Raw genomic sequence first — 14,459 nt, forward strand, 5'->3', positions numbered from 1 at the left:
AACTATATTTCAATAATTTCAAAGAACTTTTTCAGATTTTAATGGGACAGTAGTGGCAACATTAGATAAGAGAGGAAATCCACAAACCCCTCAAAAACGCAGACGTGTCTTTGGATGACATCCCTGTTGTACCTGATGACGGATATGTCCTTGCCTTTGATACATCCTTTATAATAAGGATTGCGGACTTCGTAACCGCCCTTGATGTTCTCAAAGGCTATGGCAAAATAGTGCCGTTTGCGCAGTTCATAGTGTATCTCCTTACAATAGGTTCTGCCGACTTCTTCACTTATGCCCCTTGAACGCAGATAAGAGAGTAGGGCGTAGTGGTTCAAATCCACCACTTCCACATTCTCCATCTCATCCTCTACAGGGCAGGGTCGGACGGTTCGGCTCTGTAACTGTTGTCCCGGCACACCAATGGCATTCTCGCTGATACGCAGCAGTACCGTACTTACATTGCTTGTTTTATAGAGGTATTTCCCAAGTTCTATGATGTCCCCACCGGCAGAAAGTCCAAAGTCGTACCATTCGTTGAGATTGTCATTGACTTTGAAAGACGGAGTGCGTTCCTCCCTTAGCGGCGAGAGATACCAATACTGATAACCCCTGACATTGACAGGGTGGTGGCCGGTTATCCGCAGATATTCCACAAGCCGTATCTGTTTTGCTTCGTTGATATTCATTTTAGTATGGTTTACTTATATATACCCACAAACTAAACCATACCGGTTAGAGGTGGAATGAAGGATTATAGGAATAGGTACGGCCGTTTTTTGTAATGGCATGATGTTCCAACAGAAATTTACACAAGTTTACCAGTGTGTTTCTTCCTCGTGAATACCCAATGCTCTCGTATCCTTTTTTTAGAGCATCAAGCAGAGACTGATAGCCATATTCCGCACTTTCTGCGAAGGTTGACTCTAGAGCGGTTCGGTGTTGCTGCTCGGTCATATCCGTATAGGAAGTCAGTCTGTCCATTTTGTTCTTTTTGAATTGGTGTTCTTTTACCAAGTGCGGGAGGGAGTCTTCTCCGATTTCAAAAGCAAAAGGTGTAAATTCCCGGTCTCTTATGTGCATGGCTCTTACCTCACTGATTTTCCCATTTTCATTGTTTTTTGATATTTGCAGGATAGTCTCGGCCTTATTGTTCAGTTCTGTTCCGATATGCCCTCTGGTATTGTCATCCCCTTTGTTTAGATGTAACACGGTGTGGATGTGCAGCTCGTAATAACTTGACCATCTCATCAGTTCGTTGATAATGTCAAGAGATTCACTGGGACTGTTTATGTCATGGATCAGATCACGGATGCCGTCAATGATTACGAGTCCGATGTGTTGTTCTTCGTGGAGTGCCCATCGTATAATGTCTCTCCTTTGGTCGGGAGTGTATTCTCGCAGAACCAAAAACTGGATATTGTCGTTTTCTTGGTCGGTAGGAAGTCCGGCCAGTTTTAGGATTCGATGAAGCACTTTGTGGCAATGGCACTTGCTTTGTTCTGTGTCGATGTATAGGATTCTATTCTTGCAAGCCGGCAAATCGGCTTTGTACTTTAGAATCTCCTTTCCGGAAAGAGCCGATGCGACAATGGCACTGACATTGAATGTCTTTTTGCTTTTGGGTTTACCGGTGGAAGCACTGAAATTTCCTATCGTGGCAACGGTAACACCGTCTATTTGTACGATTTCCTGTGGAAACTCATACTTTTCGGTAACACTCAGCCGGATATATTTCAGCAAAGACTTGTATTTTGATTCGTCTATCCGGTAATTATTGGGTTGCATCATATCTGTTTGCATTATTTTCGGCCTCCTTTTGTTGGTTTGTTCTTATTCTTCTGATCCAAGGCATAAGCAATGATATTTGCTTGCCTTTCAATCTCGCTATTGGAGAAGGAAGGGTTGCGTTTTATCCATTGATTCAGGTCGTCTCTGAGAATGAAGATATTTTTCCCATTGGGTTTATATACGGTAAGCTCTTTTAGCATGGTCAGCTTATAAACGTACCCTTTGGACACTTGTAGATAAGCTGCCACTTCGTCTATATTGAGAAAATCTTTTGCCGTATAAGCGATTTTCTCCACATTCCCAAGATGGGTTAGCAATTCGTCCAAAGATCCGAATCGTTTCAGGAAATTTTCAACTCTCAATATTTCTTGCTGGAAGTTTTCCAAGGAATTATCTTCAAGGAGCGATTTCAGTCCCTCCATGCGAGAGAGTAATAAATCTATTTCTTTTCTGTTCATATTTTTTCTCCTGTTATAGTGGCTGGTTGTCCGACTGTTTGTACTTGATTTCTCATTGCCCATTCGCAAAGTTCTTTTCGATTGAAATACACCAATTTGCCGTTGGGCTTGTAATGCGGTATTTGTTTGAGTGAAGTGAGCTTGTAGATATAGCTTTCGGACAAACCGAGATAAGCGGAGGCTTCAGCGGTAGTCAGCACCTCTTTGACAGCCCAAATACGTTCTTTCAACTGTATGATGTAATTCTCGATGGTTTGGATTTTATCCACTTCGTTAATCTTTTGTTCCAACGTCTGGAGCCGTTCAAAGGGTTTCTCCGATGCCATCATGGAAATCATGTTCTCCATCTTGGAGAGCATCTTGTTTTCATTTGCCGTTCTTCGATGTCTCATTGATTGATGTTGTTAAATTTGACAATAGGAGGTATGCCCTCCGTGGGTAATCGATTACGGAGGGCAAAGGTAGATAAGTGTATTTGCTTGATTATGTTGAGATTATTGAGTATCAACACAACTCTCAATACGGTTCTCAACAAACCGTCATTCCTTTGTTACACTTCTCTGCTTTTGATTAGAATGATGTACTTGTCTATGATTGCCAGAAACTGCTTATCTATGGCGTTGGGAGTGGTGTCTTTTATGCGATTGAGGGTGGACGACATATCGTGCTGGGTCAGGTGTTTCTTTCCTGAAGAACTGATGATAAGTCGTTTCCTGGCAATTACGGACTGCCAATTATAGCTTATCACATCGTGTGAAGCCAGTTTATCCAACAATAAAACCAATTTGCTGTTGTTTCTTGAAGTCACAGTCTGCAATGTGTCTGCCGCATAACAAATGGCAACATTGTCTGCATCCAAAACTTCCTTAAACAAACAGACCTCATTGGCAAGCCGCACAATGAGGTCCAGAGTATGTCTGTCAAGTAAAGGTTTGAAGTTGGTATTCTGATTGGTCTGAATAGGATTCCCCGGACTGCTGTTGTCGGACTCGGTAGCGGATTCCGACAGGTCAATGGCGTAAAATTCGTTCAGAAGTTTTATGATCCCATTTTCGTCCAATAGGTCATGGTCGAAATGTTTGCGAATCAAAATTTCATGCTTTCTCAGAAGCTCTATTACCGTGTGGTAATTCTTTAGATGTTCATTCTTGCTCCAGGCATCATTCGCATCGTGAAACCGATGTGAATGGGTAAAGTCAAGCACGTATCGCCTGTAACTTTTTTGCCGTGTGGTGACTTCGTCTTTGTAAGACTTATGGGCTTGCTCAACCAACCGGAATAGCCCTTCTTTACCGGTCTGCGCAGGAGTCCATTGGAAACCTCGCATCGCTCTTTTCAAAAAGAGAGAGGTGCAAAGATAATTTCTTTGACATAAAACATTATTTTAAGTATTGTTGTTTGCCACCTTTGCGTTGATGGCATTTTTGTTTTGAGTGCTAAGATAGTTATCTGCAATGGTTTTAAGTTGAATGTCGTATGTGTCCATCAATCCTTTTTTTACTATAAAACGAAAATTACTATCCATACTTTCTCTGTTAGGTACTTTATCATTTTGCAAGCGGAAGCAGTTTACACATTTTACCCATACATCATAGGGATTGTGTTGCTTAAAGGCCAAATGTACAAAATACATAAGTGAAGTCTGTGTTTTCATCCATACTATAGGATGTTCAAATACCGTTTCGTCGAAAATACCTTTGAATGCGGTAAATGTGGTGTCGGAGGAGATATATCCACCGTCAAGTAGGGCGGAGAACATTAAATGTATCTCATCTTCGCTATTCGGACTGTAAAATACAACTTTGCTCGTATGAATGAGCCGTTCATCAGAAGTTTCTTCATTGAACGTATTTTCAATGTGGTTGAACTTATCACAGATAGTCTTTAATTTAACATCATACCTATCCAACCATCCGGCTCGCTTAATCCAACTGTAACCTGATACAAAACAAGCTTTGTGCGGAGTGTGTCCGTTTATGCTGAAACAACATTCTCCTTTTATCCACAAGTCCTTCTTGTTGAATTTGTAAAATGCCTGATAGACGAAAAAGGACAACTGCCGTTGCGTTTTGATCCATTCTACCGGCTTGCGGAATGTCTTTTTATTGAAAATGCCGACAAATGTTTTCAAGCCAGTGTCAGGTGCGATGTATCCGTATTTCACTAAATCTCGATACAACACTGCTATATCTTCTTCACTCTGTGGTGTGTAGAATGTCTCTGTCTGATGCGTTGGCTCAAATTCAGTAAAGTCAACTTCCGGGTAGAGGGCTTTGGTCGTTTCGTAAAGTCCCGTATTGTATCTCGGAACACGCCAAGTGCTGAATCGCTTTCCATATTCCCTTTTCCATTGCTTTTCAAAAAGGATGTAGGTGCTGGGAAGTTTGCAGATGGTAGATACAGCATAGGCTATCACTTTCAGTTGCAGCGGTTTCGTTTGCGGCATCGGCTGATAGTGTTCATCCAAGAGACCTGCGCGTATGGCTCTTTGTAATAATGTAGCCACCTGTTCATTGGCTAAAGGCTCAATCAAATCTTTATATTCGCCTTTCACCTCCTCTTCTTGCCTTTTGCAAAGTGACAGCAACGCTTGCATATTGTTCGCATAACAGTCAATTACCTTGACGTATGCAGAATCAATTTCCAGCCTATGACTTTGTACATAGTTTACGACAGGAACGGTAAATTCGTTATTTGTTATAAGGTTTGCCAAAAGAGGAGAGGGGGCTTGTTCCATATATAGACAAATCTCTTTCGCCCATTTTCCGATATTCATCCACGAAGAGTCAAGTGCTTCAAATTCTATTTCATCATCCAGATCCAGCTGGCTTTTCATTTCGCCTACGATTCGGGTAATCTTCGTTATCTTTATAACAGTTTCTTGTCTTGTCATAAGCGCAGGATTTATTCAATGTCAGGAATCAACGATACAGCATTCTGCTTGTTTTTGTCAAGTACCTTTGCATAAATTTGTGTGGTCGCCAGTTCTTTATGCCCTAATAGTTTTGATACAGTATAGATGTCCGCTCCCAAGTCAAGCATAAGCACAGCGAAGGTATGTCTCCCGCAGTGGAAGGTTAGATTCTTATTGAGATTGGCAGCCATGCTCCAACGCTGTAATTCCAATGAAGTCCAAGCTCCGTATGTAAATCCTGTAAATACGGGATCTTCCGGGTTGCCTCTTTCACCGAGGTATTTTTCAGCCTGTGAGGAAATGTCAAGATACTCTTGTCCACCAGTCTTCTTTTGTTTGAAGACGATTCTCGTGTAATCTCCAAATTTTTGAACCTCGCTCCATGTGAGTTTCTGAATATCGCTTTTACGAAGTCCGGTCAGGCATGAAAAGAGGAAAGCTCTTTTTAGAATAGGATAGCGGCAAGGAGTAGCAGCCAACTGTTTTACCTCTTCCAAGGTCAGATAGTCACGCTTTACTTCTGCGGCTTTGAATCCCTCGATTCCACGCAAAGGATTTACAGGTATGATTCTTTCATCGTAAGCCTGGTTGATACAGGCGCGGAGCTTGTTGAAATAAGAGACTTTTGAGTTTTGGGACAAGCCTTGAAACACATCCCTTTCCCTACGTGGACCGGTACGCTTGTGAGTGTCTTTTTCCACATTGTTCAAAAAATCCTTGAAGCCGTTTATAAACTCCGGAGTAATATCTTTGAATGTGGTTTTCTCATCACAATAGATTTCGAGATAACGCAAGCAGCTTCTCCAGTTACCCCAGTTTCCCTCAGATTCAGGATTCTTGTGTCTTTCTTTAACCATCTTCCGATAGTATTCCAAAAAGGGAGTATCTTCTTTGAATTGGCGAGTGAAAGAATACTCTCCGTTCTGCATTTCAATGAGGCGTTTAGATTTTATAGCCTGAGCGGTTGCCAATGTCTGTCTGTTCTGCTCACGCTCCAGTGGAGTAGTGGCATCGATCAGATAAAGTTTCAAATACTCTTTCTGACGTTTCCCATTTCTGTAGATGTCGAGATACAAGCTCACGTTACCGTTTGCCAACTTCTTTTCCCGTAATTTTACAGGTTCTTTCTGGATTGTTGTTTTCTTAGTCATAGCCTGTTCCTATTTTAATGAGAGATGTGATTCATTGTCTTCGGGGGGACAGATTTTTGTCCCTCGCATCCCTTTCGGGGGACAATCTGGGGACAAAATTACGAAAAAAATATGAAAACAGGCAGAAAGTATGGAGAAAAAGAGAAAATACAAATTCTCATAAAATCATTGATTTTTCGCACTTTACGGATTTATATTTTCTCTTTTTATGCTTTTCTTTTCTTTGTATCACTTGCCGATGCAAAAATGTTCGAAAATATTTCCAAGTACCATATCGTTCGTGACTTCCCCTGCAATATCGCTTAGATGGAAAACACATTCACGGATATCTTGTGAAACAAAATCTCCGGATAGATTTTCTGCTAACCCTTGTTGGACTCGGTGGATGGCCTTCAGGGCATGGGTCAAAGCCTCGTAATGGCGGATATTCGTGACAATGACATCATTTTGGGTAACTGTGGGCAGGTTAGCGGCAGAGATTAGCATTTGCTGGAGTTTGTCGAGGTTGGTACGCCCTTTGGCAGAGATGGCGATGCATTGCACATTAGTAGTGGTCACGGTAAAACCTGAGTTGGGGATGGTTGAGGCATCCTGAACTAAATCAGATTTGTTGAATACGAGAATGAGCTGTTTTCCTGCACAACGGGGAAGTATCTGGTTAGATAGTTGTGGTATCCGCGAGACGGCATTTGTGGCATCGACTATCCAGAGTACGATTTCCGCCTGCTCCAGTTTCTGGAAGGTTCGTTCAATTCCTAAGTTCTCAATGGTGTCATTTGTTTCGCGTATACCTGCCGTATCAATAAACCTGAAGGTTATCCCGCCAAGATTGACTGTGTCTTCTATTACATCGCGGGTTGTCCCGTGTATGTCGCTAACAATGGCTCGTTCCTCGTTTAGTAGTGCATTCAGCAGAGTGGATTTACCTGCGTTCGTTTCACCGATGATGGCTACGGGGACACCGTTTTTGATGGCATTGCCTACACTGAAGGATTGCACTAGACGGGAAATTACCTGTTCTATGCCATCTGCTAGGAGACATAGCTCGGAGCGGTCTGCAAATTCTAGTTCTTCGTGGTCGCTGAAGTCCAGCTCCAGTTCAATGAGTGATGTGAAGTGCAACAATTGGTCGCGTAATGAGGCTAGCTCTTTACTGAACCCGCCGCGCATCTGGCTTATGGCGAGGCGGTGAGTGGCAGCAGAGGTAGAGGCGATGAGGTCGGCTACGGCTTCGGCCTGGCTTAAGTCCATTTTACCGCTTAAGAAGGATCGTTGCGTGTATTCACCGGGAGCGGCTAGGCGGCAACCGTTACCGATGAGCAGTTGCAACACCTTCTGAAGAATATAGCTTGAACCGTGGCACATGATTTCTGTGCTATCCTCGCCCGTGTACGAGTGGGGGGCGCGGAATAAACTGACAAGCACTTCGTCTATGATGTTTTCTTCTTCATGGATATAGCCAAAGGTAAGAGTGTATGGCTTGGTATCCTTCAACTTCTTCCCCTCTCGGGCAGGGGTAAATATGCGGGATGTTATCTCTATGGCATCTGGTCCGGAGACGCGGATACATCCTATGGCTCCCCCTTGAGCGGTGGCTATGGCACAAATGGTATCTTGGTTCATTTTATTCGGCTTATTTTTTTATGCAAATTTACATATAAATTGCTAGATTTCTACACCGACAGAATAAAAAGGTCAAGCCTGCCACAAATTATCTGTTACTGATGCCGTGCTTTGTTCACAGTTATTCGTGAATTAGGGGTGTAAAACAAAAAAATATCTCTTGCCATGGACAGAAACAGAATCGTAACAGGCCTTGACGTACATAAAGATGTTTTTTGTGTATTATGCGTCATGACGAGGCCATTATTTTCAAGCAAACTTATGGAACGTTAACCACCCAACTGAGACAGATGCGCGATTACATGCTTCTCCATGGAGTCATGGAATGTGAATGGAGACCATGCTGCGTATGGGGACCGGTATGGGATAAGTTGTGCGAACACATGGCTTTTCGTCTTGCCAACCCTTATTTCATTAAGCAGCTGCCGGGTTGCAAGAGCGATACAAAGGACGCCTAATGGATAGCCGAGTGCCAGCTGAAACAGCTTGTTAGGGAGAGTTTTGTACAAACCCAGTAGCTTAGGACATGCGCAAGCTCAATCGCCTCATTTTCAATCTGAGCAAGGATATGACCTGCAACAAGAATAAGCTTGACGCGGCCATGTAGCGTTGCGGCTTCTGCTTTAGCAACTACGTTTCCAATACCGATGGCAGGAGTTGTCAGAGCATCGTACTGGCAATATCGCAGGGCGAGACCGATGCCGAAAAACTTCTCTCACTGGTTCATGGAAGAATGATAAACAAGCATGGGCGGGACAACATCATTGGAGCGGTGACCGGCAACTTTTCGTCAGTCGACATCACCGTAATCAAGCAGTATTTGGCGATGACAGACTTGATAAATGCTCAGATATCCGAGTGTCAGAAAGAACACACCGCCTTGTATGAGGGGTATTTCCCTGAACAGTACAGACGCCTGCAAACCATCCCCGGAGTTAAAGAACGCGCAGCCACAGTAATAATTGCGTGACTTCAGACAGATACTTATAGAAATTGCGTGAGTCGCTTCAAGAACCCGTAACTACTTCTTCTCCAACTCAACTATGTGCAGGTAACCGTCAAGAAGAAACAAAAGATAAAATACAGGTGGCAGTCACCCGTAAAATTTTTGTCACTGCATAACATCTGTTCACCAATGAAAAAGACTTCATTGACATATATCTCAAACGCTTTGAACAACAGCGTCTCATCCAGGGGTAGATAGGACAGCTTGAATCGACAATGGTCATATAAGACTATTCGATATTCCTCTGTCTGCAAAGTAATTATCCTTGTGTCTGACAGATGAGTGCGGTTCGCAAATATGTTGATGCTTCCGGTGGGGATTGGACACCGACATAGTACCGTAGAGCCTGTAGAGGAAAGTAATTCATGATATTAATGACCGTGTGCGTCGTTCCAAGGAGCTTATCGAAGCCAAGTGGAGGGTAGAGGAATCCGACCGAATGCAGACACTTTCTTTGGTCAATATGAGTCATGAAATCCGTATTCCCTTGAATGCCATCGTAGGTTTTCCGAGATGGTTTCTTTTGTAGAGAATGAGGAGGAGAAGAGGGAGTATTTGGAGTTTATACAGACCAGCAACGGGCACGTCAAGCAGGATATGATGAAGTCATTGCTAAATCCTACTCCCTAGACTGTCTGAAGGAGAGGGAGTAGGGTTTCTTGATGGATACTTAGATGCGCTCGAGTACAGTTTTGATAAGAGTGTCTATTGTATTCTTGTATCCCGTGTTTGCTTCTTTTATCAGGCGGTTGGCGATGACCATGCATACCGTCATGGCCTTGTGCCCCATCAGGTGGCTTAGGCCTGCCAGAGCGGAACTTTCCATCTCGAAGTTGGTGATGCGGTAGCCGTTGTATTCAAATTTTTCAATCTTCTCATTCTGGTGCGGGTCGGCAAGCGGCACGCGTAGCTCGCGGCCTTGAGGCCCGAAGAAGCCTCCGGCGGCAATCGTTACGCCACGTACCATGTCGTCTTGTGCGATGCGGTCTATCAGTTCAGCATTTGCATCAATAACGTAGGGGGCGGGGGCACACGTGTTACCGGACCATCCCATGTGGTTGAGGAAGGCACGTTCCATGGGCAGGTCGCACACGGAGTTGCGCCCAGCATAGAAGTTGAGCAGACCATCGAAACCGATAGACTTTTCGGAACATACGAATGTTCCTACCGGGGTGTAGGGTTGTAGGCCGCCGCAGGTGCCGATACGCACCAACTCAAGGCTACGTAGGCAAGGCTTTTCTTGGCGCGTTTCGAAGTCGATGTTTGCCAGGGCATCCAACTCGTTTATCACGATATCGATGTTGTCACATCCGATACCGGTGGAAACCACTGTGATGCGTTTTCCTTGGTAAGTACCGGTGATGGTCTTGAACTCGCGGCTTTCCACTTCACATTCCTTGTTTTCGAAATGGGAGGCAACCAGTGCCACCCGTCCGGGGTCGCCTACCAAGATAATCTTGTCTGCCAGCCATTCGGGCTTTACGTGAAGATGAAATACAGAACCGTCTTCATTGATAATCAGTTCGGAAGAGGCGAAATATTTCTTCATATACTTGAGGTTTTAATCTTTTGTTTATAAATAGAAACGCCAGGAACCGATTCTTGTTCACCGATTCCGGCGTTTCTGTCAGTTACTTTTCTAGTTATTTACTCAACGGCTGGCTGGTATTGCCCGTCGTCGGTTTGGCAATGTTTTCGCGCATGGAAGTGTCAGCTTCTATATTCTTCATCCGGTAATAGTCCATGATACCCAGATTGCCGTTGCGGAATGCTTCGGCCATGGCCTTGGGTACTTCCGCTTCTGCCTCGATAACTTTGGCACGGGCTTCCTGTGCCTTGGCTTTCATTTCCTGCTCTGTGGCTACGGCCATGGCGCGGCGTTCTTCTGCCTTGGCTTGAGCGATGTTCTTGTCGGCATTGGCTTGGTCTATCTGCAGGGTGGCACCGATGTTCTTGCCTATGTCGATGTCGGCGATGTCAATGGACAGAATTTCGAATGCCGTTCCGGCATCCAACCCCTTGCGTAATACCAGTTTGGAGATAGAATCCGGATTCTCCAATACGGACTTATGATTCTCTGACGAACCGATGGAAGACACAATACCCTCGCCTACACGGGCCAGAATCGTGTCTTCTCCGGCACCTCCCACTAATTGGCGTATATTGGCACGCACTGTTACACGTGCCTTGGCAATCAGCTGGATACCGTCTTTGGCAACAGCTGTTACGGGAGGGGTATCGATTACTTTGGGGTTAACGGACATCTGTACGGCTTCGAACACGTCACGACCGGCAAGGTCGATGGCGGTTGCCATCTGGAACGGAAGTTCGATATTGGCTTTAGAGGCGGATACCAGTGCGTGCACCACCCGCTCTACGTGGCCTCCGGCAAGGTAGTGCGCTTCCAGTTCGTCGCGCGTGATGTTTTGCAATCCTGCTTTATGGGCTTCAATCATGCCGGGCACAATGATATAAGGAGGGACATTACGAATGCGCATCAGGAAAAGTTGTACCAGCGAGATGTTTACTCCCGATACTTTGGCGGACAGCCATAAGAAGAACGGTACATAATGGAAGAAAAGTACCAGGAAGATAATGCCACCTATAATGAGGAAGGCAGTTAAATAAGTTGTGCTTGGATCCATGAGATTAAATATTAATTGTTAGTTATAAATAGGTTGATTTCTGAAACTTCACTGCTTGAGCCGTTCCACTAAGAGAACTCCGTTGGCAATACGGTCTACGATAATCGGAGTCTTTTCGTTCATGAAGCCGTCTGATGACTTTACTTCCACGATGTCCCCGTTGATTTCGGCATAGCCGATGAGAGCCAGGCGGGTAGTGGTGACGCCTACGTCGCCTACTTTGACTTTTTCCTCAGCACTACGGTCTACTTTGGAAGTGATGTTTTTTTTCAATGCAATTTTGTCAAGTGTCTTGGACCGCATGAACCATATCAACGAACCGGTACAGGCCAAGGCAGATATGATAAGCGTAATGGCACCTGCCGTGGTGCCCATATAGGCAAAGGCATAGTAGTTGGCAAAGATGATGCACCCTCCTGCCAGAAAACCGGCAACGCTGATGCCCGGAGTTACGAATAATTCCACTAAGAACAATATTACTGCTCCTGTAATCAATGCGGCGATAATGAGTATATCCATAGTTTTCTTTATTTGGTGGCTTGTTTTTCCAGATTGCGCGCCTGAATGGCGGTCTGCTCCATTTCGGCAGACAATTGTCGTACGCGTTGCTCTAAGTCGAGGATGGCGACAGACATCTTGTCCTTTTCCTGCTTGTTGGCTCGGGAGTATTCCGAACGCATATCTTTCAGTTTCTCCAGCAGTTGCTTGTAGCTCTGCTCCAGTTGGTTGTATTTGCCATACAAGGCTTTGGCCTGCGGGGAACGGAAATCGTCCAGCCGGTAGTAGGTGGAGTGGTCGTCAATGATGAATTGGAAATCGTGCTTCTTGGTGGTCTGCGGCTTTGTGTTGGCAGTGCTCCGAAGCCTTTCCTGGGCGTTCTTTACCGCATCGGTGTCCGTCCATGTGTCCTTGATAGAGTGAAGTTGTGCCAATGATATTATTTTGTCCGGGTCTATCCTTTCATAGTTGTACACTTGCTTGGATGAATTGGGAATGAATACGTAGATGCACACTTTGCCTTCGGGCTGGTAGCGGTCGGAGGCAAACCATCCCAAGCCGTTGAACTCGTCAATGACGTACATGTAGTCGTTGTAGGGCGAATTGAACGGCATGCCCACATTTTCCGGCATCAGATAAGAGTCGGTATTTGTATTGTAACGGGTGACGAAAATGTCATATCCTCCCATCGAGTCAGAGCCATCCGAGGCATAGTAGATAGTGATACCGTCCGTAAGTACATAGGGGTAGTTTGCATTCATGGCCTCGTTGATGTTTCCGGGTAACAAGCTGCCATCACTCCATTTGTCCAGCAACCTGTTGCGCGAAAGGATACTGAGGGTACTGTCCGGTTGCATTTCGCTATAATATAGCTTATTGCCCAGCTCCGTTTCGTATACCGTTCCGCCTTCCTTACCGGAATTTTTGAAGTAGGTGTCATACATGAACAGCTTGCCCGATTCGGGGCTGATTTTGTATGCATCCAGAAAATTTTTCTTGTCTACTACAAAGCTGTCAATGAAGCAAACCTCTTCCACACCTTTCAGCATGCGTAAGTTCGATTTGCTTTTTTCCAATAATTGTTCGGCCTCTTCGGTGGAGCGTTTTCTCTTTCTCAAGTCGGAAATGTAGGCCTCGTAAGTATTGATGGCATCTTCGAATCGATATAAATCGTTGTATGCCTGGGCCAAATAGAATTGCCCGCTGGGGACACGTTTCTTGACAGCGCTCTCCAGATGTTTCAAGGCTTCTGCGGGTTCGCCGGTTTCCAGGCAACATACACCATACCATAGGTTGTAATTTCCATTGCCAGGTTGTGTCTTGACAAGTTTCTTGAAGGTGGGCTTGGCCTCTTCGTATTCTCCCTTCTCGTACAAGGCTTTGACTTCTGCCAGACTTTGTGCGGAAGTCGTTATGCTCAAAAGCCCGAATAGAATGGAAAGGATATATTTTTTATTCATATTGATACATGCTGATTTGTTCATAAGGTCAAAAATACAAATTTATCGTGAATAAAGTCGGTTTCCGTAATTCTATTTTGTTAATTCTTCTTTAAATCGTTCTTTTGCCTTACTTTTGCAGCCGGAAGAGCTATAATTCATAACTCATAACTCGTATCAATGGCACAATTTACTGAAGAAGAAAAGATGTTGCGCCGCATAGACAAGCGGTTTAGCAAAGGCGTGGTGGAATATGGGCTGATAGAGGACGGCGATAAGATTCTCATTGGGCTTTCGGGAGGCAAGGACTCTTTGGCGCTGGTGGAATTGTTGGCACGCCGTGCCCGTGTTTATAAACCCCGTTTTTCCGTTATCGCCGTACATGTAGTGATGAAGAATATACCTTATCAGAGTGATGTAGACTATCTGAGGGAGTACGTAGAGTCGTGGGGTGTGCCTTTTGTGCTCTTTGAAACGGAGTTTGATGCCACGACCGACACCCGTAAGTCTCCTTGTTTTCTTTGCTCTTGGAATAGGCGGAAGGCATTGTTTACCGTAGCCAAGGAGCAGGGATGCAATAAAATCGCGTTAGGCCATCACATGGATGATATTCTGGAGACCTTGCTGATGAATATCACCTATCAGGGAGCATTCAGCTCCATGCCTCCCCGACTGGTGATGAAGAAGTTTGATATGACGATTATCCGTCCGATGTGTCTGGTTCATGAGGCGGATTTGATGGAGTTGGCACAAGTGAGGGGGTATCGTAAGCAGGTGAAGAATTGTCCGTATGAATCACAATCCAGCCGTAGTACAATGAAAGGTATCCTGAAACAATTAGAGGAAATGAATCCTGAGGCACGCTATAGCCTATGGGGGAGTATGACGAATGTGCAGGAGGAATTGTTGCCTGCAATCATAAAACATTAACCATTAA

Annotated in this window: 14 protein-coding genes and 1 pseudogene; 3 read left to right on the forward strand and 12 right to left on the reverse strand. The window is 44.7% G+C overall.

Going from position 1 to position 14,459, the window contains the following annotated elements; genetic code table 11:
* Positions 1-56: 56 nt before the first annotated feature.
* The 8 genes and pseudogenes from E5355_RS10965 to mnmE form a co-directional block, all read right to left on the reverse strand.
* A pseudogene (locus E5355_RS10965) lies at positions 57-686 on the reverse strand (CHC2 zinc finger domain-containing protein); the annotation flags it as partial.
* 46 nt (positions 687-732) lie between these two features.
* Complete coding sequence (locus tag E5355_RS10970) at positions 733-1,800, reverse strand: AAA family ATPase (RefSeq protein WP_136010410.1); 1,068 nt, start codon at positions 1,798-1,800, stop codon at positions 733-735.
* Positions 1,800-2,246, reverse strand: coding sequence for a helix-turn-helix domain-containing protein (locus E5355_RS10975; RefSeq protein ID WP_136010411.1), 447 nt, complete (start codon positions 2,244-2,246; stop codon positions 1,800-1,802). Before E5355_RS10975 ends, E5355_RS10970 begins: the two co-directional genes overlap by 1 nt.
* The gene (locus tag E5355_RS10980) at positions 2,243-2,638 is read right to left on the reverse strand and encodes a helix-turn-helix domain-containing protein (protein WP_136010412.1); all 396 of its coding nucleotides are present in this window, start codon (positions 2,636-2,638) and stop codon (positions 2,243-2,245) included. Before E5355_RS10980 ends, E5355_RS10975 begins: the two co-directional genes overlap by 4 nt.
* 158 nt (positions 2,639-2,796) lie before the next feature.
* Positions 2,797-3,573, reverse strand: a complete 777-nt coding sequence (locus E5355_RS10985; protein ID WP_168354325.1) for a hypothetical protein — start codon at positions 3,571-3,573, stop codon at positions 2,797-2,799.
* Positions 3,574-3,630: 57 nt separating this feature from the next.
* Entirely contained in the window at positions 3,631-5,139 is a 1,509-nt protein-coding gene (locus E5355_RS10990; RefSeq protein ID WP_136010414.1) for a hypothetical protein, read from the reverse strand.
* Between the two features lie 11 nt (positions 5,140-5,150).
* Positions 5,151-6,311, reverse strand: coding sequence for a site-specific integrase (locus E5355_RS10995; protein ID WP_136010415.1), 1,161 nt, complete (start codon positions 6,309-6,311; stop codon positions 5,151-5,153).
* Positions 6,312-6,539: 228 nt separating this feature from the next.
* Positions 6,540-7,934 carry a tRNA uridine-5-carboxymethylaminomethyl(34) synthesis GTPase MnmE gene (gene mnmE / locus E5355_RS11000; protein WP_136010416.1) on the reverse strand — a complete coding sequence of 465 codons (1,395 nt, stop codon included), beginning with the start codon at positions 7,932-7,934 and terminating at the stop codon, positions 6,540-6,542.
* Positions 7,935-8,158: 224 nt separating this feature from the next.
* Here mnmE and E5355_RS19890 point away from each other — a divergent pair, with 224 nt between their 5' ends.
* Positions 8,159-8,392 (forward strand): hypothetical protein, encoded by a 234-nt coding sequence (locus E5355_RS19890; protein ID WP_246866932.1) that lies wholly within the window; start codon positions 8,159-8,161, stop codon positions 8,390-8,392.
* Positions 8,393-8,667: 275 nt separating this feature from the next.
* Positions 8,668-8,904, forward strand: a complete 237-nt coding sequence (locus tag E5355_RS19895) for a hypothetical protein (protein ID WP_246866933.1) — start codon at positions 8,668-8,670, stop codon at positions 8,902-8,904.
* A 706-nt stretch (positions 8,905-9,610) separates the two neighbouring features.
* On the opposite strand, the gene E5355_RS11010 is transcribed toward E5355_RS19895, so the two are convergent.
* From E5355_RS11010 to E5355_RS11025, 4 genes are all read right to left on the reverse strand, one after another.
* Positions 9,611-10,489 (reverse strand): nucleoside phosphorylase, encoded by an 879-nt coding sequence (locus E5355_RS11010; protein ID WP_136010417.1) that lies wholly within the window; start codon positions 10,487-10,489, stop codon positions 9,611-9,613.
* 94 nt (positions 10,490-10,583) lie between these two features.
* A complete protein-coding gene (floA, locus tag E5355_RS11015) occupies positions 10,584-11,585 on the reverse strand; it encodes a flotillin-like protein FloA (RefSeq protein ID WP_136010418.1) in 1,002 nt (333 codons plus the stop codon).
* A 48-nt stretch (positions 11,586-11,633) separates the two neighbouring features.
* Positions 11,634-12,104: an NfeD family protein gene (locus E5355_RS11020; protein ID WP_136010419.1), complete on the reverse strand. Its 471-nt coding sequence runs from the start codon at positions 12,102-12,104 to the stop codon at positions 11,634-11,636.
* 8 nt (positions 12,105-12,112) lie between these two features.
* Positions 12,113-13,543, reverse strand: a complete 1,431-nt coding sequence (locus E5355_RS11025) for a tetratricopeptide repeat protein (RefSeq protein WP_136010420.1) — start codon at positions 13,541-13,543, stop codon at positions 12,113-12,115.
* Between the two features lie 159 nt (positions 13,544-13,702).
* Here E5355_RS11025 and E5355_RS11030 point away from each other — a divergent pair, with 159 nt between their 5' ends.
* Entirely contained in the window at positions 13,703-14,452 is a 750-nt protein-coding gene (locus tag E5355_RS11030) for an ATP-binding protein (protein WP_136010421.1), read from the forward strand.
* The last annotated feature ends 7 nt before the right edge of the window (positions 14,453-14,459 follow it).

This window comes from Bacteroides muris (ex Afrizal et al. 2022) (genome assembly GCF_004793475.1).
Classification (GTDB): Bacteria; Bacteroidota; Bacteroidia; order Bacteroidales; family Bacteroidaceae; genus Bacteroides; species Bacteroides muris.